This window comes from Brevundimonas sp. FV1ps31S, from assembly GCF_058681265.1.
In genome coordinates, this window is sequence record NZ_CM178735.1 from 2,537,367 (window position 1) to 2,553,758 (window position 16,392).

At 68.9% G+C, this 16,392-nt stretch carries 18 protein-coding genes and 1 other RNA gene; 9 read left to right on the plus strand and 10 right to left on the minus strand.

Translation table 11 applies throughout. The features are described from left to right. Positions 1–3 precede the first annotated feature (3 nt). On the plus strand, positions 4–1,080 hold the full coding sequence (locus ACVPT3_RS12120) for a glycosyltransferase family 4 protein (RefSeq protein WP_492041137.1): 1,077 nt from the start codon (positions 4–6) through the stop codon (positions 1,078–1,080). Positions 1,081–1,170: 90 nt separating this feature from the next. Beyond that, positions 1,171–2,736 carry an alkaline phosphatase D family protein gene (locus tag ACVPT3_RS12125; RefSeq protein WP_492041138.1) on the plus strand — a complete coding sequence of 522 codons (1,566 nt, stop codon included), beginning with the start codon at positions 1,171–1,173 and terminating at the stop codon, positions 2,734–2,736. A 3-nt stretch (positions 2,737–2,739) separates the two neighbouring features. Here the strand turns inward: ACVPT3_RS12125 and ACVPT3_RS12130 are convergent, their stop codons facing one another. The 9 genes from ACVPT3_RS12130 to ACVPT3_RS12170 form a co-directional block, all read right to left on the minus strand. Next, complete coding sequence (locus ACVPT3_RS12130) at positions 2,740–3,561, minus strand: TIGR00282 family metallophosphoesterase (protein WP_492041139.1); 822 nt, start codon at positions 3,559–3,561, stop codon at positions 2,740–2,742. Continuing rightward, positions 3,558–3,977: a type II toxin-antitoxin system VapC family toxin gene (locus tag ACVPT3_RS12135; protein WP_492041140.1), complete on the minus strand. Its 420-nt coding sequence runs from the start codon at positions 3,975–3,977 to the stop codon at positions 3,558–3,560. Before ACVPT3_RS12135 ends, ACVPT3_RS12130 begins: the two co-directional genes overlap by 4 nt. Then, a complete protein-coding gene (gene vapB, locus ACVPT3_RS12140; RefSeq protein ID WP_008264254.1) occupies positions 3,974–4,207 on the minus strand; it encodes a type II toxin-antitoxin system VapB family antitoxin in 234 nt (77 codons plus the stop codon). The genes ACVPT3_RS12135 and vapB overlap by 4 nt, the downstream gene beginning before the upstream one ends. A gap of 31 nt (positions 4,208–4,238) precedes the next feature. Then, positions 4,239–4,796, minus strand: a complete 558-nt coding sequence (locus ACVPT3_RS12145; protein ID WP_492041141.1) for a 5-formyltetrahydrofolate cyclo-ligase — start codon at positions 4,794–4,796, stop codon at positions 4,239–4,241. A 166-nt stretch (positions 4,797–4,962) separates the two neighbouring features. After that, a non-coding RNA gene (ssrS, locus tag ACVPT3_RS12150) (6S RNA) lies at positions 4,963–5,125 on the minus strand. A gap of 53 nt (positions 5,126–5,178) precedes the next feature. Further along, positions 5,179–6,525, minus strand: a complete 1,347-nt coding sequence (locus ACVPT3_RS12155; RefSeq protein ID WP_492041142.1) for a S41 family peptidase — start codon at positions 6,523–6,525, stop codon at positions 5,179–5,181. After that, positions 6,522–6,995, minus strand: a complete 474-nt coding sequence (locus tag ACVPT3_RS12160) for a MarR family winged helix-turn-helix transcriptional regulator (RefSeq protein ID WP_492041143.1) — start codon at positions 6,993–6,995, stop codon at positions 6,522–6,524. The genes ACVPT3_RS12155 and ACVPT3_RS12160 overlap by 4 nt, the downstream gene beginning before the upstream one ends. A gap of 68 nt (positions 6,996–7,063) precedes the next feature. Further along, positions 7,064–7,381, minus strand: a complete 318-nt coding sequence (locus ACVPT3_RS12165) for a cell division protein ZapA (protein WP_492041144.1) — start codon at positions 7,379–7,381, stop codon at positions 7,064–7,066. Next, entirely contained in the window at positions 7,381–7,686 is a 306-nt protein-coding gene (locus ACVPT3_RS12170) for a hypothetical protein (RefSeq protein WP_492041145.1), read from the minus strand. Before ACVPT3_RS12170 ends, ACVPT3_RS12165 begins: the two co-directional genes overlap by 1 nt. A gap of 96 nt (positions 7,687–7,782) precedes the next feature. Here ACVPT3_RS12170 and tkt point away from each other — a divergent pair, with 96 nt between their 5' ends. From tkt to ACVPT3_RS12190, 4 genes are all read left to right on the plus strand, one after another. Then, complete coding sequence (gene tkt, locus ACVPT3_RS12175; protein WP_492041146.1) at positions 7,783–9,774, plus strand: transketolase; 1,992 nt, start codon at positions 7,783–7,785, stop codon at positions 9,772–9,774. 231 nt (positions 9,775–10,005) lie between these two features. Next, the gene (locus ACVPT3_RS12180; RefSeq protein ID WP_492041147.1) at positions 10,006–10,398 is read left to right on the plus strand and encodes a VOC family protein; all 393 of its coding nucleotides are present in this window, start codon (positions 10,006–10,008) and stop codon (positions 10,396–10,398) included. Between the two features lie 4 nt (positions 10,399–10,402). Next, positions 10,403–11,599 carry a formate-dependent phosphoribosylglycinamide formyltransferase gene (purT, locus tag ACVPT3_RS12185; protein ID WP_492041148.1) on the plus strand — a complete coding sequence of 399 codons (1,197 nt, stop codon included), beginning with the start codon at positions 10,403–10,405 and terminating at the stop codon, positions 11,597–11,599. 724 nt (positions 11,600–12,323) lie between these two features. After that, a complete protein-coding gene (locus tag ACVPT3_RS12190; RefSeq protein ID WP_492041149.1) occupies positions 12,324–13,418 on the plus strand; it encodes a site-specific DNA-methyltransferase in 1,095 nt (364 codons plus the stop codon). 4 nt (positions 13,419–13,422) lie between these two features. On the opposite strand, the gene mutY is transcribed toward ACVPT3_RS12190, so the two are convergent. Then, a complete protein-coding gene (gene mutY, locus ACVPT3_RS12195; protein WP_492041150.1) occupies positions 13,423–14,469 on the minus strand; it encodes an A/G-specific adenine glycosylase in 1,047 nt (348 codons plus the stop codon). 21 nt (positions 14,470–14,490) lie between these two features. On the opposite strand from mutY, the gene ACVPT3_RS12200 reads away from it, so the two are divergent. From ACVPT3_RS12200 to ACVPT3_RS12210, 3 genes are all read left to right on the plus strand, one after another. Further along, positions 14,491–15,042: a DUF721 domain-containing protein gene (locus ACVPT3_RS12200; protein WP_492041151.1), complete on the plus strand. Its 552-nt coding sequence runs from the start codon at positions 14,491–14,493 to the stop codon at positions 15,040–15,042. Positions 15,043–15,137: 95 nt separating this feature from the next. After that, positions 15,138–15,782, plus strand: coding sequence for a DsbA family protein (locus tag ACVPT3_RS12205; RefSeq protein ID WP_492041152.1), 645 nt, complete (start codon positions 15,138–15,140; stop codon positions 15,780–15,782). 3 nt (positions 15,783–15,785) lie between these two features. After that, entirely contained in the window at positions 15,786–16,388 is a 603-nt protein-coding gene (locus ACVPT3_RS12210) for a thioredoxin domain-containing protein (protein ID WP_492041153.1), read from the plus strand. Positions 16,389–16,392: the final 4 nt, after the last annotated feature.

The following is a 16,392-nucleotide window of genomic DNA, read 5'->3' on the forward strand; positions in this document are numbered from 1 at the left end:
CCCTTGCGCACCGCCGTTCTCCTGCCTCCGGGCTGTCGCTTTTCCGCAGCCCTGCCCAATTCCATGGAGACGGTCGTCCGGACCCTGCTGGCCGCCAACGCCGACCACGAGACGCGCATCTTCTGTTGCGAGGGGGGTGAAGACCTCCATGCCCCAGGCGTCGTCGCCTTGCCGCATAGCGGCCGCCAGCGCGCCCTCGTCGCCGCCCTCAACGACTTCCAGCCCGACCTGATCGAACACCACCAGCAGGTCCGACAGGCGCTCGCCGTCTCCGCACGCTTCCCGCACACCGCCCATCTGCTGTATCGGCACAACGCCCTGAAGCCGGCCCGCCATCTGCTGGACCGGTGGCGCTACGCTGCGCGCTTTGCCCGGATGGACGGCTTCGTCTTCGTCAGCGTCGCCGAGCGGGACGCCTTCGCCCGCACCTATCCCCGCCTCGCCGATCGCGCCCACGCCCTGCCCAACGCCATCGACGCCGCCCCCTGGCTCGCCTCGCCCGACGACCGTCAGCCGGTCATCGCCTTCGCCGGCCGGGCCATGCCGGAAAAGGGGCTGGACGTCCTGTGCGCCGCCCTGCCCGCCGTGCTCGACGCCCATCCCGGCTGGCGGGCGGTTCTGATGTTGAACGACTGGGACAAGCACGCCGCCTGGGCCGCGCCGCACCTCGCCCCGCTCGAGCGCTACGGCGCCCGTGTCGCCGTCCTGCGTTCTGCCCCCCTGTCGCAGGTGCGCGACCAGATGAAGACCGCCGCCATCGCCCTGACCCCCTCGGTGTGGGACGAGCCCTTCGGCCTGACGGCGGTCGAGGCCCATGCGGCCGGCGCGGCCCTGATCTCCTCCGGTCGCGGCGGCCTGCGCGAGGCCAGCGGCGACCATGCCCTCTATGTCGATGACGTCACGCCCGGAAGCCTGACGGCGGCGATGGAGCGTCTGATCCAGAACCCGGACGAACGCCTCGCCCTGGCGCGCGCGGGACAGCGGCATGTGATGGACGCCCATACGCCCCGACAACGGGCCGCCGAGCTGGAGCAGATCCGAAAAGCCGTCGCCCTGTCGCGACGCCGCTCGGCCGCCTGACGCCCGAAACGACGCCCCCCGCCCGGCGACGCGGGTGGAAAATCTGTCACATCGGGGCGATAGAGCCAGACTTCAGTTCGGGGATATTCGATGACCACGCTCGCCCTCTCCCGCCGGTCCATGCTCGCCGCCTTCGGGGGCGGTCTGGCGCTGTCGCCGACCGGCCCCGCCCTGGCCCAGGCCGTTTTCGACACCAACCCGTTCCGGCTGGGCGTCACGGCCGGCGACCCCCTGCCCGATGGCTTCGTCATCTGGACTCGCCTGGCCCCTGACCCGGTCGCCTACGGCTCCGGCATGCCCCGTGCGCCCGTCGCCGTGAAATGGGAGGTCGCCGCCGACCGCGGCTTCAACACCGTCGTCCGATCCGGCGAGGCGATCGCCCGACCCGAGCTGGGCCACTCCGTCCACGTCGAGGTCGAGGGGCTGGAGCCCGCCCGCCCCTACTTCTACCGCTTCCAGTGCGGGACCGAGCGCAGCGGCGTCGGCCGCGCCAAGACCGCCCCCCTGGCCGGCGCTTCGGTCTCAGCCGTCCGCTTCGGCGTCGCCGGCTGCCAGGCCTATGAGAGCGGTTACTACACCGCCCACCGCAAGATGGCGGAAGAGGATCTGGATTTCATCTTCTGCTACGGCGACTACATCTACGAAGGGCGCGGCAACCCGCTCTATCAGTCGGGCTCAGGCCCCCAGGACAACACCCGCGTCCACCTGGGCGGCGAGATCTACAGCCTCGACGACTACCGCCGCCGCTATTCCCAATACACGATGGATGCGGACCTTCAGGCCTCGCGCGCCTCGGCGGCCTGGTTCTGCACCTACGACGACCACGAGACGGACAACAACTGGGTCGGCGACATCGACCAGGACGGCACGCCGCCCGAGATCTTCAACCTGCGCCGGGCGGCGGCCATGCAGGCCTTCTACGAATTCATGCCGATGCGAAAATCGGCCTTCCCGCGCGGCGTCGCCATGCAGGCCTATCGCCGGGCCCAGTATGGCGACCTGCTGGACATCGCCTTCCTCGACACCCGCCAGTACCGCACGGACCAACCCTGCGGCGACCGCTACAACGCCACCTGCCCCGGTATAGAGGCGACGACGGCCCAAGTGCTGGGCGACGCCCAGGAGGCGTGGCTGCTGACCAATCTCGACCGCTCGAAGGCGCGCTGGAAGACCCTGGCCCAGCAGGTCATGATGATGGACCTGAACCGCAACACCTCGGGCGGCCAAGGGGTCAACACCGACAGCTGGGCCGGCTATCGCGTGCCGCGCAACCGTCTGCTGCGCCACATCCGCGACCGCCGCATCGACAATGTCGTGGTCCTGACCGGCGACGAGCATCAGAACTACGCTGGCGGCCTGTGGCTGGACGGCAGCCAGCCCGAGGGCGCCCCCATCGCGGTCGAGTTCGTCGGCACCTCGATCAGCTCGGGCGGCGACGGCTCGGACCGAGGCGCCGACTACGACCGCTTCATGGCCATCAATCCCCAGCTGAAGTTCCGCAACTCCCAGCGCGGCTACATGGTCTGCGAAGCCACGCCGACCCTCTGGACCACCCAGTTCAAGGTGCTCGACAAGGTGTCGGACCGGTCGGGCGTGCTGTCGACCCGTCAAACCCTTGTGGTCGAGGCGGGATCGAATACGCTCAACCTGGCCTGACGATCAGAGAACCGGCACCGCCTGCGACAGCCGCCCGCCGACCCGGATCGGCTCGACCCGCGTCGCCAGCCCCGTCCTGTCGTCCGTCTCCACGAAGACGCCGCAGATGGTCGCCGGCCCAGACGCAGGCGTATAGCGCCCGCCTGACAGCCGGGTAGTGAAGCGGCGCAACGGCTCTTCCTTCTCGTTGCCGATCACGCTGTCATAGTCGCAGCAGCCGCCGGCGTCGGTCTGATAGGCCGTACCGCCCGGCAGGATCTGGCAGTCGGCGGTCGGGACGTGCGTATGGGTGCCGACCACCAGCGAGGCCCGCCCGTCGCAGAAGTGGCCCATGGCCATCTTCTCGCTGGTCGCCTCGCAGTGCATGTCGACGATCACGGCGTCGGCCACAGCCCCCATGGGCGCGGCCGCCAGCTCGCGCTCCACCGCCCCGAACGGATCGTCCATCGGGTCCATATGCACCCGGCCCAGCACATTCATCACCAGGACGGTGCGGCCCGTGTCCGTCTCGAACAGATTGGCCCCGGCCCCCGGCGCATCCATCAGGCGCGGATAGTTGGCCGGCCGGATCAGGCGCGGCTCGCGCACGATATAGGTCAGGGCCTCGCGCTGATCCCACGAGTGATTGCCCAGGGTCAGGCAGTCCGCCCCCGCCATGAACAGCTCGCGCGCCGTGTTCTCGGTGATGCCGAACCCGCCGGCGGCGTTCTCGGCGTTGATCACGACGAAGTCGAGTTTCAGGTCGCGCTTCAGGCCCGGAAGATGATCGCTGATCCCGTCACGGCCGGACTTGCCGATAACGTCGCCGAAGAAGGCCAGTCTCATTCGTGTACGCCTTTACTAGGATCCGACCAGTGCTCGACCCTGAGGCCGGCTACACGGTCGAATTCGCCGATGTTGCGGGTGACCACGGTCAGTCCCTGGCTGCGGGCGTGGCCCGCGATTTGATAATCATAGGGGCCAATGGGCCGGCCTTCGCGCTCCAGCACGGCGCGGATTTCCGCCGTGTGCCGCGCGGCGTCCTCATCGAACGGAAGAATTTCCAGACGCGCCAGAAACGCCTCCAGCAAATCGCGTCGTCGCGGATCGGCCAGCTTGTTCGGGCCGACCGCCAATTCCATGACGACCACCGTCGAAACATGCAACGGCGCCTGTTCGCTCTTCAGGCGCTCGTTCAGGGCGCCGCTGCGACCCCGCAGAATTTCGATACAGATGCTGATGTCCAGCATGAAGCCGGTCACCACTCCTCCCGCTTCTGCATCTCGGGCTGATCCCGATCCGGCCAGTCTGGAATGCCGGGCCGGTCGAAGAAGTCGTCCCACAGGGCGTTGACCGGCACCAGGCGCAGGCTCTTGCCCTCTTTGATGACCCGCAGTTCCTTCACGTCATCCGGAAAGGCGGCCGCCTTGGGCAGGCGCACAGCCTGCGAGCGGTTCGACTTGAAGACTGTGGCTTTCAGCGGCGGGCTCATCAGCTCGCTATTGGCCCGACGGACGTATATGTCAATGGGATATGCCGAAATCCCGATACCCCGCCTCGGTCAGCACCCCGTGCAGCCGCACGTCGTGCGCCTCAAGCGCCAGAACCTCGACCGCCTGTCCCGCATAGGCGAAGCCGATCCGGATCACGTCCGGCCGGGCAGCGAAGGTGCGATCATAATAGCCCCCGCCCTGCCCCAACCGCCCGCCGACCGCGTCAAAGGCCAGCAGCGGCGTGATGATCAGATCCGGATCCACCACCTCCGTCAGCGGCAGGGGCGCGGGGCATCCGGCGGCGTCCATCTCCAGCGGCTCGCCCGGCGACCAGGCGCGAAAGATCATCGTCGCGTCCCGCTCCAGCACGACCGGCAGACACAGCCGCCGCCCCGCAGCCTCCAGCGCTACAGCCAGGGCCCCGGTGTCCAGTTCAGACCCCATCGCACGATAGAGCGCCACGATCTGTCCGGGCGGCAGAGCTTCTGCATGATCGGCGGCGCGCTGGGCGGCCATCGGATCGGCCTCGGCCAGACCCTTGCGTCGCGCTCGGGCGGCGGACCGGACTTCATGCTTCTCAAGGGTCATGCCGCCGACTTACACCCCCCGCCCCGTTCCGCACAGAGACCATGCCGCGCGCATCCGGCCCCGCTCAAGCGGCGAGCGACCGCGTCGCGAGCGGTAGCGACACAACAAACGCGCTCAAGCAGCGAGCCGCCGCGCGGCGTGCGATAGCGCAAAAAAGAGAGAGGTTGGCGGCGCCGCAAGAACCGTGAAGGGCGTTTAAATCCTCTCGAACCTGGGTAGCCAGGTGGGCTCCATATGCCCAGGCCCTCGAGCCCGGACAGGGACAGATCCCTTTGAGTGAATTAAGGTCGCGAGGAAATGTATGCCTTCGACGAGGGCCGCAGCAGGACCCGCCGTCTGACAAGATAGGCTCTTAGCCGGGGCGGGACAATGGCTGGGCGCGTCAACCGCGCGGAAACCGCGTCGGCGCCGGCTCACCGATCCAGTGCGTCTCCATCGCCGCGCCGTCCAGGCGGACGCGTAGGCGGTCATTGTAGCCGTCGACTGCGAACAGGCCGTCTGCAGTCATCGGCGAAAGGCGGGCGGTCCGGCCATTGCTCCGAACCCAGACCAGGCCGGCGCCTTCAAGCCTTATGCGGTGGGTCCCGTAGGTCCCGGCAAGCGATCGAAGCCTGGACGCCGGGATCGAGACCGGAACCCGCCGCGCCTCTGCGCCGGCATGAGCCCATTCCCAGTCCGCGCGATCAGCGGGCGCGGCGTCCGCCCGCTTCAGCAAGTCCTCGAGCGCGAGGGACTCTGCGGTGGCCAACGCCAGGTCGGGATCGACCGCAACATCCGGCGCGACGCCGACGCCTTCCCAGTTCGTCCCCGACACCGGATGAACCGGCCGGCCTGACGAGACGCTGAGCATGAACCCGGGAGGGACCGGAGAAAATTCGTTGTTGTTGGCCGCGCCGCCGGTCGTCTGGCCGACAAGGACGCCCAGATGGAATTGCTGAACGTCGTAGGCGAAAGCCTCCGCCGCCGATCCGACATAGCGATCCGTCAGCACATACAGGGGCTTGCCCTTCATCCGGCCGGCCGGAAGGTATTCGAGGGTCCGAGACTGGATCGGCTCCTCGCCCGCCTGCAGGAAGGTGATGTCCAACTGGTCGCCGTCCATGAAATGGCTCAGCAGATAGCGAACCGCCGCATGCGAGCCCCCTCCATTGCTGCGGATGTCGATGATCACCGCGTCGCCGCCCTGCAGGAAACGCATCGCTCCGTCATAGGCGAGACCTGTCTGGTCGTTCACCCACTGAAAGCCGCTGATGCGCAGATACCGGATGTTGCCCGCCAGGAGCTCGGTCTTGGCCAGACCGTGAGCGCCGCGCAGGGCGCGCCGGTCCCACACGGCGTCAAGCGCCGCATCATTGCCGTCTTCCCCGCCGGCGGCCGCTGCGAACTCGTCGGGGTCGTAGTTCAGATACATGTGTCGATCAGTGCTCGACGCCCGCAGATCGGCGGTGACGCGTTCGGCGAAGGCGCCCGGCTGGTCGGTGTCGTAGCGGCCGGCGGCCAGGCTGTCGTTCAGACGGGCGACGATCGCCGGCGCGCGTTCGGGAAAGACGTAGCGGTCGTTCACCGTCTTCACGATCTCGGCGACTGCGGCCGCCCGCTGTTCCGCCGTCAGAGTCGCGGCGGCGGATGACCGCGCGACGGCGACCGGTGCGGCCTGCTGCGCCAGCAGCGGCGAGGGGGCGAGCGCGGCCAGGGTGCCGGCGAGCAGGAGAGGTCGAAGCGTGATCATAAGTTTGCTTTCGTCTGGACGGACCTCAGGCGGTCGGTAAAGGAACGGCGGTCCAGCGCCGCAAGCGCGGCGACAAGCACTGTCGCCAGCGGCTGACCCAGGTCTTCGTCCAGTGTCCGCGCGGCAAGCTCGGTGGCGCGCCAGCATTCTTCCAGGCGGGGGACGAGGGTTTCGCCTGCGGGCGTCAGGGCGACGATGCGCTCTCGCGCGTCCTGGCCCTTCTTCAGCGAAACAAGACCGCGCTCGCTCATCTCGGCGATGGTCTGGCTCGCGGCGGAATGGCTGACGCCGGTGCGGGCCGACAGGGTCCGGATCGTCGCCGGCCCGTGACTTAGAAGGGCCCGGACTATGGGCGTGAACCGGGGACGATAGTCCAGGCCGGCGTCGGCGTAGGCTTCCTGGACGGCGCCGTCCAGCTGGTCCACCAGCCGACGCAGCAGGGTTCCGAGTGTTGCGGCGGAGCGGGACATGAGGTATTTATATAAGTGCTGTTACATACGGTCAACCACCTGAACCCGAGGTTTCGACGTCCGGAGCTTCACAGTCCCTGGGCGATCTTCTCGATCCGCGCCGCCACCGCGTTCAGCGCCTCGGCGACGCCGTCCGTCGACGCCGGGGCCGGGGTCGCAGGCGCGGGACTGGCGCCGCCGCTCAGCCGCGCCTCGTGCAGTTCGTCCGACAGGATCAGCGCCGACATCAGGAACAGCCGCAGATCCCCCACATGGCCGACGTCCTGGGCCACTTGGCGCACCTGGTTGTCGAACTGTTTGGCCAGGATGCGGACCCGCTCTTCCTGCCCGTCGGCGCAGCCTACCGCATAGGGCCGGCCGTTCACCTCCACCGTCACCGTCGCCATCAGCGGGCCTCGCTTTCGGTCTCTTCGTCGTCGGTCAGGTCATCGCCGGCCAAATCATCCTGCGCCAGCACTTCGCGCACCGCCGCCGCCGCCCGCGCCAGGGCCTGCGACGCCTCGCGTCCGGCGGCCTCCAGCTCCGCCACGCGCGCCGCATCCGGCCCATTCCCTGACCGGGGCGCGAAAAGGTCGTCGTCGGCGATCGCCGGCGCCGAGGCCGGACGAGCCTTCAGTTCCAGGATCTTGCGTTCAAGTTCGGCCAGGGCCCGGTCGATACGGACCCGTGCGGCCGTGGTGGCGTCTGCCATCGGTCGCTCCTTATAAATTCCGTATAGAACCCGAGGACGCGCCGGGGTAAAGCGGCGCGCTTCTGAATTTCCGCTTCCGCCGAAAGGTCTTCCCCCGTGACCGACGCCAAATCCGCCCCCAAGGCCACGCCCCAGCAGATGGCCAACGCCATCCGCGTCCTCGCCATGGACGGCGTCGAACAGGCCAAGTCGGGCCACCCCGGCATGCCCATGGGCATGGCCGACGTCGCCACGGTGCTGTTTTCGAAGTTCCTGAAGTTCGACGCGAGCCGCCCCGACTGGGCCGACCGCGACCGCTTCATCCTGTCGGCCGGCCATGGCTCGATGCTGATCTACGCCCTGCTGCACCTGACCGGCTACAAGGCCGCGACCAAGGAAGAACTGTCGAACTTCCGCCAGTGGGGCTCCAAGACCGCCGGTCACCCTGAATACGGCCACATGCCCGGCGTCGAGGTCACCACCGGCCCCCTGGGCCAGGGCCTGGCCACCTCGGTCGGCTTTGCCATGGCCGAACGTCACCTCGCCGCCAAATATGGCGACGACCTGGTCGACCACCGCACCTGGGTCGTCGCCGGCGACGGCTGTCTGATGGAGGGCGTGTCCCAGGAAGCCATCGCCCTGGCCGGCCGCTACAAGCTGAACAAGCTTACCGTCCTGTGGGACGACAACGAGATCACCATCGACGGCAAGGTCTCCCTGTCCGACGCCACCGACCAGAAGGCCCGGTTCAAGGCCGCCGGCTGGGCGGTCAAGGCCATCGACGGCCATGACATGGACGCCATCAAGTCCGCCCTGAAATGGGCCACCCGCCAGGACAAGCCCACCCTGATCGCCTGCAAGACCAAGATCGGCAAGGGCGCCGCCACCATGGAAGGCAGCCACAAGACCCACGGCGCCGCCCTGGGCGCCGCCGAGATCGCCGCCACCCGCCTGGGCCTGGCCTGGGATCACGACCCCTTCGAAATGCCCCAGACCATCGCCGACGCCTGGGCCAAGGTCGGGCGTCGCGGCGCCAAGGATCGCAAGAAGTGGGAGGCCCGCCTGTCCGCCTCCGGCCAGGCCGCCGACTTCACCCGCGCCATGAAGGGCGACCTGCCCGAGGGCGCCTTCGACGCCCTGAACGCCAAGATCGCCGAACTGATCGAAACCAAGCCCGCCCAGGCCACGCGCCAGTCCTCGGGCGCCGCCCTGGACCAGGTCTTTGCGTCGATCCCCGAACTGGTCGGCGGCTCGGCCGACCTGACCGGCTCGAACAACACCTTCGTCGCCGGCACCCCGATCCTGGACGCCCCGACTTATGAAGGCCGCTACGTCAACTGGGGCATCCGCGAGTTCGGCATGGCGGCGGCCATGAACGGCCTGGCCCTGCACGGCGGGATCATCCCCTACGGCGGCACCTTCATGGTCTTCTCGGACTACAGCCGCCCGGCCATCCGTCTGGGCGCCCTGATGGGCGTCCGCGCCATCCACGTCCTGACCCACGACTCCATCGGCCTGGGCGAGGACGGCCCGACCCACCAGCCGGTCGAACACCTGGCCGCCCTGCGCGCCATCCCCAACCTGCTGGTCTTCCGCCCCGCCGACACGGTCGAGGCCATGGAATGCTGGAAGATCGCGCTGGAGACCAAGACCGCCCCCTCGGCCATGGCCCTGTCGCGCCAGAAGACCCCAGCCGTCCGCACCGTCGCGGGCACGGAAAACCTGTCCGCCAAGGGCGCCTATGAGATCAAGCCCGCTTCGGGCGAGGCCAAGGCCACCCTGTTCGGCACCGGCACGGAACTGGCCCTCGCGCTCAAGGCCGCCGAGACCCTCGAGGCCGAAGGCGTCCCGACCCGCGTCGTCTCCGTCCCCTGTTTCGAACTGTTCGAGCAACAGGACGCCGCCTACCGGGCCTCGGTCATCGGCCGCGGCACGATCCGCGTCGCCGTCGAGGCCGCCATCAAACAGGGCTGGGAAGGCTTCATCGGCGAAGACGGCGCCTTCATCGGCATGACCGGCTTCGGCGCCTCCGCCCCGGCCGAAGTCCTCTACGACAAGTTCGGCATCACCGCCGACGCCGTCGTCGCGGCCGTCAAAGCCCGACTGTAATCTCTCTTCATCTCCCTCTCCCCCTGCGGGAGAGGGAGACCGCGCACGGCGGCGCAGCCGTCGTCCTGGCGCGGTCGGGCGAGGGGTCACGCCGACCGCGACGACCCATCAACCGACCCTCATCCGGCCCTCCGGGCCACCTTCTCCCGCAGGGGGAGAAGGGACGTTGGAGCAGACGATGAAACCCCGCATCCTCGGCCTTCCCGTCGCCCACCCCCAGACGCCCGCCCCATGAGCCGCATCGGCGCGATCAGCCTTCTCGTCCACGACTATGACGCGGCCGTCGCCTTCTATGTCGGCAAGCTCGGCTTCGACCTCAGCGAGGACACCGACATGGGCAGCGGCAAACGCTGGGTGCGCGTCACCCCCAAAGGCGGCGAAACCAGCCTGCTGCTCGCCCGCGCCACGACCGACGCCCAGAAGGCCCAGGTCGGAAACCAGGCCGGCGGCCGCGTCTGGCTGTTCCTCGAAACCGACGACCTGATCCGCGATCACGCCGCCTGGCTTGCCGCCGGCGTCGTCTTCCGCGAAACCCCGCGACATGAGACCTATGGCAAGGTGGTGGTCTTCGAAGACCTCTACGGCAACGCCTGGGACCTGATCGAACCCGCTACCGGAGCCTGATCTCATGAAACTCGGCACCCCCCTCTCCGACACCGCCGTCCGCGTCATGCTGCTGGGCTCGGGAGAACTGGGCAAGGAGGTCGCCATCGAGCTGCAACGGCTCGGCGTCGAGGTGATCGCCGTCGATCGCTATCCCAACGCCCCGGCCATGCAGGTGGCGCACCGCAGCCACGTCATCCCGATGACCGATCCTCAGGTGCTGAACGGCGTCATCCTGGCCGAGGCCCCGCACATCATCGTGCCCGAGATCGAGGCCATCGCCACCGAGGTCCTCGCCGATATCGAGGCCGCCGGCCTGGCCGTGGTCATCCCCACCGCCCGCGCCGTGCAACTGACCATGAACCGCGAGGGCATCCGCCGCCTCGCCGCCGAAGACCTGGGCCTGCCGACCAGCCCCTACGCCTTCGCCGGCAGCGCCGAGGAGCTGGCCGCCGGCGCCGAGACCGTCGGCTACCCCAACTTCGTCAAGCCGGTCATGTCCTCGTCCGGTAAGGGCCAGTCGTTCGTCGAAAGTCCCGACGAAATCGCCGACGCCTGGACCTATGCGCAAGACAGCGGCCGCGTCGCCGGCGCTCGCGTCATCGTCGAGGGCCGGATCGATTTCGACTTCGAGATCACCCTGCTGACCGTCCGCTCGCGCGCCGCCGACGGCTCGACCCGCACGGACTTCTGCGCCCCCATCGGCCACCGCCAGGTCAAGGGCGACTATGTCGAGAGCTGGCAGCCCCAGGCCATGACCCCCGCCGCCCTCGCCGCCTCCCAGGACATCGCCGGCAAGGTCACGGATGCCCTGGGCGGTCTCGGCGTCTTCGGCGTCGAACTGTTCGTCAAGGGCGACCAGGTCTGGTTCTCCGAGGTCTCGCCCCGCCCCCACGACACCGGCCTCGTCACCCTCGCCAGCCAGACCATGAGCGAGTTCGCCCTCCACGCCCGCGCCATCCTGGGCCTGCCCGTCGACGTGACCCAGCGCGAACCCGCCGCCAGCGCCGTCATCTACGGCGGCATGGAGGCGCAAGGCGTCGCCTTCGAAGGCGTCGCCGAGGCCCTGTCCGTCCCCACCGCCGACCTGCGCCTCTTCGGCAAGCCCGAAGCCTTCGACCGCCGCCGCATGGGCGTCGCTGTCGCCCGCGGCGCCGACGTCGACGAAGCCCGCGAACGGGCCCGCGAAGCCGCGGGATGCGTGAAAGTAGTGCGGGGCTAACCTAACAGGCCCCCTCCGTCGCGGCGCTCCGCGCCGCGCCACCTACCCCAAGGGGGGAGGAATGCGATGACCAAATCCTCCCCCCTTGGGGGAGGTGGATCGCCGGCGAAGCCGGCGAGACGGAGGGGGCCCGAACGAACGAGTCCAACTATCCTAATGACGCTGGTCTCATTTCAATGATTCCAACAGCTTGTTAGATTCTCCCCCCCCTCCAACCAATCACCCCTCCCACACCCCTCATAATACCCCCGGTCTCGTCGCTTGGAGGGCTCGCTTGGCCTGCGACCTTGCGGCGGCGGGAGCGTAGGGATCAGGGGCGGGGGTGGGATTCCCTCGCGCCGCATGACGGTGCATCGGTGGGCTCATCCCGCGCAGAAACGTCGGCGGAGGACACGGGGTTAGGAACCCGGTCGCACTCGGGACGGTCCTCGCAGGGATCGCCGACCTGACGCAGGCCTTGGGGAAGAGGCATCACAACTGCCGCTTCAAAATCCCCGGCCGGTAGAAACACCCTGCGCGCGGAGCGTCTGTCTTCGTCGAAACGGTAAAAACTATTCACTCCGGGCGAGGCCCGGCGCTCCGTCCTGCCCTCCACACTTCGCAGCGAAAGCGCGTCGGCGCCTCCGCTCGCCCGCATCACGGCGCGCAAAGAACCCCCGGAATCAACACTGCCTTAACCGTAAGGATTCACCATGACCGTCTCACTGTTTCGAGGCCGCGTTCCATGTCCGAGCTCAACACCCCCGTCCTCGCCAAGGACTTCATTCACCGCGGCGACTGTATCGCCGTGCTGAAAAGCCTGCCCGACGCCTCGGTCGACATGGTCTTCGCCGACCCGCCTTATAATCTCCAGCTGGGCGGCGACCTGCTGCGTCCCGACAATTCCAAGGTCGACGCCGTCGACGACGACTGGGACAAGTTCGACAGTTTCGCCGAATACGACGCCTTCACCCGCGCCTGGCTGACCGAATGCCGCCGCGTGCTGAAGCCCGAGGGGTCGATCTGGGTGATCGGCTCCTATCACAACGTCTTCCGCCTGGGCGCGGCCATCCAGGATCTGGGCTTCTGGGTGCTGAACGACATCATCTGGCGCAAGTCCAACCCGATGCCGAACTTCAAGGGCACCCGGTTCACCAACGCCCACGAGACCCTGATCTGGGCCGCCCGGTCGCGCGACCAGAAGCGCTACACCTTCAACTACGACGCCCTGAAGGCCTTCAACGAAGACACCCAGATGCGCTCCGACTGGACCTTCGCCCTGTGCACCGGCGAAGAGCGGATCAAGGACGCCGACGGCAAGAAGGCCCATCCGACCCAGAAGCCCGAGGCCCTGCTGCACCGCGTGCTCCTGTCGGCCACCCGCCCCGGCGACGTCGTGCTGGACCCCTTCTTCGGCACCGGCACCACCGGCGCCGCCGCCAAACGCCTGGGCCGCCACTATATCGGCATCGAGCGTGACGAGACCTATGCCGAGGTGGCCCAGACCCGCATCGCCTCGGTCATTCCCGCCAATCCCGAAGACCTGATGGTCATGGGCTCCAAACGCGCCGAGCCCAAGGTGCCCTTCGGCGCCCTGGTCGAGGCCGGCCTGCTGCACCCCGGCGACCGTCTGTACTGCCCCAAGGGCGAGCGCGAGGCCCGCGTCCGCGCCGACGGCTCGCTGGTGTCCGGTTCGATGACCGGCTCGATCCACAAACTGGGCGCCCTGTTCGAGAACGCCCCCGCCTGCAACGGCTGGACCTACTGGCGCTTCAAGACCGACCAGGGCCTGAAATCCATCGACGCCCTCCGCGCCGAGGTCCGCGCCGGGATGCAATAGGCCGTCAGATCAGGGCCGGTTCGCCGGCCCGATCCAGCGCCTTGGCGAAGACGGTCGGCAAGGCGGCCCGCGCCTGGTCGAGCGCCAGCCACTGATAGTCGCCACCCGCCTCGACCCGCGCGACCCGTACCGTCAGGGTCAGGCTGAAATGGGTGAAGACATGCTCGACCGCCCCCGCCTCGCGCCAGTCGGCCGCGACCGGCGGCGCCGGATCGGGCGCGGCGCTCCAGTCGCTGGTGGGCAGGCCCAGCATCCCGCCCAGCAGCCCCTTGTCCGGCCGCCGCTCCAGCGCCACCTGTCCGTCGGGATCGATCATGACGAAGGCGAAACCCCGACGATGCGGCCGCTCAGCCTTCTTCAGTTTTACCGGGAACCGCTCCGGGCTCCCGCTGGCCAGTCCCAGACACTGGTCCGCCGTAGGGCACTGGCCGCACAGCGGCGACTTGGGCCGGCACACCGTCGCCCCCAGATCCATCAGCGCCTGGGCCCAATCGCCCGGCCGCTCATCGGTGACGAACAGCCCCGCCAACCGCCTCAGCTCAGGCCGCGCCGCCGGAACCGGCGTTTCGACGGCGAACAGCCGCGCCATGACCCGCTCGACATTGCCGTCCACCACATTGGCCGGGCGATCAAAGGCGATGGCGGCCACGGCCGCGGCCGTATAGGCGCCCACCCCCGGCAGGGCCAGCAGGCCCGCCTCCGTATCCGGAAACACCCCGCCATGCTCGCCCGCCACCGCCCTGGCGCAGGCCAGCAGATTGCGAGCCCGGGCGTAGTAGCCCAGCCCCGCCCAGGCGGCCATCACCTCCCCGTCCTCGGCTGCCGCCAGATCCGACACTGTCGGCCAGCGGACGGTGAAACTCAGGAAATACGGGGTCGCATGCGGCGTCGTGGTCTGCTGCAGCATCACCTCCGACAGCCAGACCCGATAGGGCTCGGTCCGCCTCTCCGCCCCCGGCGGCACGCGCCACGCCAGACTGCGCGCATGGCCGTCGTACCAGGCCAGCAATTCGGAACGGATCAGAGCGACGTTGGGAGAGACTGGGGGCATGAGATGGCGCTATATAGCCCCATGCGCCGCCCGCTGCCCACAGACGCCGAGGTCCGCGAGATCCTGTCGCGCCGCCGCACCCGCCCGGCGCCGCGCCCGGCCCCGCGCGCCGGCCAGGCCCTGACGCCCCTGATCAAGAAGCTGGACGAGAAATTCGGCCGCGGCGCCGGCGCGCTGGAGCCCCGCTGGCGCGAGATCGTCGGCGACCGCCTGGCCCGCGTCACCCGCCCCCAAAAGCTGACCAAGGGCAAGGCCGGCCAGCCCGGCGTGCTGGAGCTGCGCGTCGCCGGCGCCGCCGCGCTTCTGGTCCAGCACCAGTCCGAAGACATCCTGGCCCGCGTGAACCTGTTCCTCGGCGCCGGTTCGGTGGACCGCCTCCGCATCGCCCAGGGGCCGGTCAAACCCCTGACCGAGGCCGCCGCCCGGCCCAAACGCGCCGTCAAACCCCCGCCCCTGGCCGCCCAGGCCGAGGCCGATCTGACCGCCTCCATCGCCGACGCCCCCGACGAACTCCGCGCCGCCCTGGCCCGCCTGGGCCGCGCCACCCTGTCCCGCTCGAACGACCGCGATTGACAAATCTTCGCCGCACCTGTTCTCGAATGATCAAGCTTGCGCTGTTCCCCGGGAATCGCGCGATCATCCGGCAACGCTCCGATCAAGGAAGTCCCATGGCCAATTTCGAAACCCGCTTCGCCCGCATGAGCCGCCGTGCGGCCATCACCGGCGCCGCCATGGCGACCATGGCTCTGGCCGCCTGCGGCGGCGGATCCAAGGGCGCGGCCGAGGGCGACATGGGTCTGGGCGCGCCGGAAGGCGCAAAGGTCACCGTGGTCGAATACGCCTCGGTCACCTGCCCCCACTGCGCCCTGTGGCAGAAGAACACCTGGCCGGCGTTCAAGGCCAAATACGTCGACACCAACAAGGTCCGCTACGTCTTCCGCGAACTGCCGACCCCGCCGGTCGACGCCGCCACCGCCGGCTTCCTGGTCGCCCGCTGCGCCGGCCCGGACAAGTATTTCGACGTCGTCCACCAGTTGATGGCCACCCAGCAGGAAATGCTGACCTCCTCGCCGCGCGACTGGCTGCTGCGCACCGCCCAGGCCGCCGGAATGTCCGAGCAGCAGTTCAACGACTGCGTCACCGACAAGGACGCCGTCGCCGCCATGGAAACCCGCGTCCAGGCCGCCCGCGCCCAGGGCGTGAGCGGCACCCCGGCCTTCTATGTCAACGACACCCAGGTCATCACCCCCGGCGGCGAAGGCGCCAGCCTGGCTGACCTGTCCACGGCCATCGACGCCGAACTGGCGAAATAGGCCATGATCCGGCGCGCTGTCCTCACCTTCGCCCTCCTGACCGCCGCGCTGGCGGGGCCGGCCTTCGCCGCCGAGCCCCCGCCGCCCGTGACGGCTCAGGACCATGTCCTGGGTCGGGCCGACGCGCCGGTGACGGTGATCGAATACGCCAGCTTCACCTGCTCGCACTGCGCCGCCTTCCACAACGACGTCCTGCCGGCCTTCAAGGCGCGCTATATCGACACGGGCAAGGTCCGGCTGGTCCATCGCAACCTGCCGACCGCCCCGGCCAATGTCGCCGCCGCCGCCGCCGCCGTCGCCATCTGCGCCGCGCCCGGCCGCTATTTCGACGTGGCCGAGGTCTTCATGCACGATCAGGCTGAGCTGCGCACCACCGGCGCCAAGCCCTGGTTCGACGCCGGTCTGGCCGCCAGCGGCAAGACGCGCGAACAGATCGAGACCTGCCTGAACGACCCCGCCACCGGCGCGGCGCTTCAGGCCCAGATCGAAGGGGCGCAACAGGCCGGCGTGGCGGGCACGCCCAGCTTCTTCGTCAACGGCAAGCCCGTCGCCGAACCCACGCTGGAGGCCCTCTCGGCCGCCATCGACCCGCTGCTGCGCCGGTAACCGC

Coding starts and splice junctions, on each gene's coding strand:
- ACVPT3_RS12125 (WP_492041138.1), top strand. CDS start 1,171: ATGACCACGCTCGCCCTCTCCCGCCGGTCCATGCTCGCCGCCTTCGGG.
- ACVPT3_RS12130 (WP_492041139.1), bottom strand. CDS start 3,561: ATGAGACTGGCCTTCTTCGGCGACGTTATCGGCAAGTCCGGCCGTGAC.
- vapB (WP_008264254.1), bottom strand. CDS start 4,207: ATGAGCCCGCCGCTGAAAGCCACAGTCTTCAAGTCGAACCGCTCGCAG.
- ACVPT3_RS12145 (WP_492041141.1), bottom strand. CDS start 4,796: ATGACCCTTGAGAAGCATGAAGTCCGGTCCGCCGCCCGAGCGCGACGC.
- ACVPT3_RS12155 (WP_492041142.1), bottom strand. CDS start 6,525: ATGATCACGCTTCGACCTCTCCTGCTCGCCGGCACCCTGGCCGCGCTC.
- ACVPT3_RS12160 (WP_492041143.1), bottom strand. CDS start 6,995: ATGTCCCGCTCCGCCGCAACACTCGGAACCCTGCTGCGTCGGCTGGTG.
- ACVPT3_RS12165 (WP_492041144.1), bottom strand. CDS start 7,381: ATGGCGACGGTGACGGTGGAGGTGAACGGCCGGCCCTATGCGGTAGGC.
- ACVPT3_RS12170 (WP_492041145.1), bottom strand. CDS start 7,686: ATGGCAGACGCCACCACGGCCGCACGGGTCCGTATCGACCGGGCCCTG.
- ACVPT3_RS12180 (WP_492041147.1), top strand. CDS start 10,006: ATGAGCCGCATCGGCGCGATCAGCCTTCTCGTCCACGACTATGACGCG.
- purT (WP_492041148.1), top strand. CDS start 10,403: ATGAAACTCGGCACCCCCCTCTCCGACACCGCCGTCCGCGTCATGCTG.
- ACVPT3_RS12190 (WP_492041149.1), top strand. CDS start 12,324: ATGTCCGAGCTCAACACCCCCGTCCTCGCCAAGGACTTCATTCACCGC.
- mutY (WP_492041150.1), bottom strand. CDS start 14,469: ATGCCCCCAGTCTCTCCCAACGTCGCTCTGATCCGTTCCGAATTGCTG.
- ACVPT3_RS12200 (WP_492041151.1), top strand. CDS start 14,491: ATGCGCCGCCCGCTGCCCACAGACGCCGAGGTCCGCGAGATCCTGTCG.
- ACVPT3_RS12205 (WP_492041152.1), top strand. CDS start 15,138: ATGGCCAATTTCGAAACCCGCTTCGCCCGCATGAGCCGCCGTGCGGCC.
- ACVPT3_RS12210 (WP_492041153.1), top strand. CDS start 15,786: ATGATCCGGCGCGCTGTCCTCACCTTCGCCCTCCTGACCGCCGCGCTG.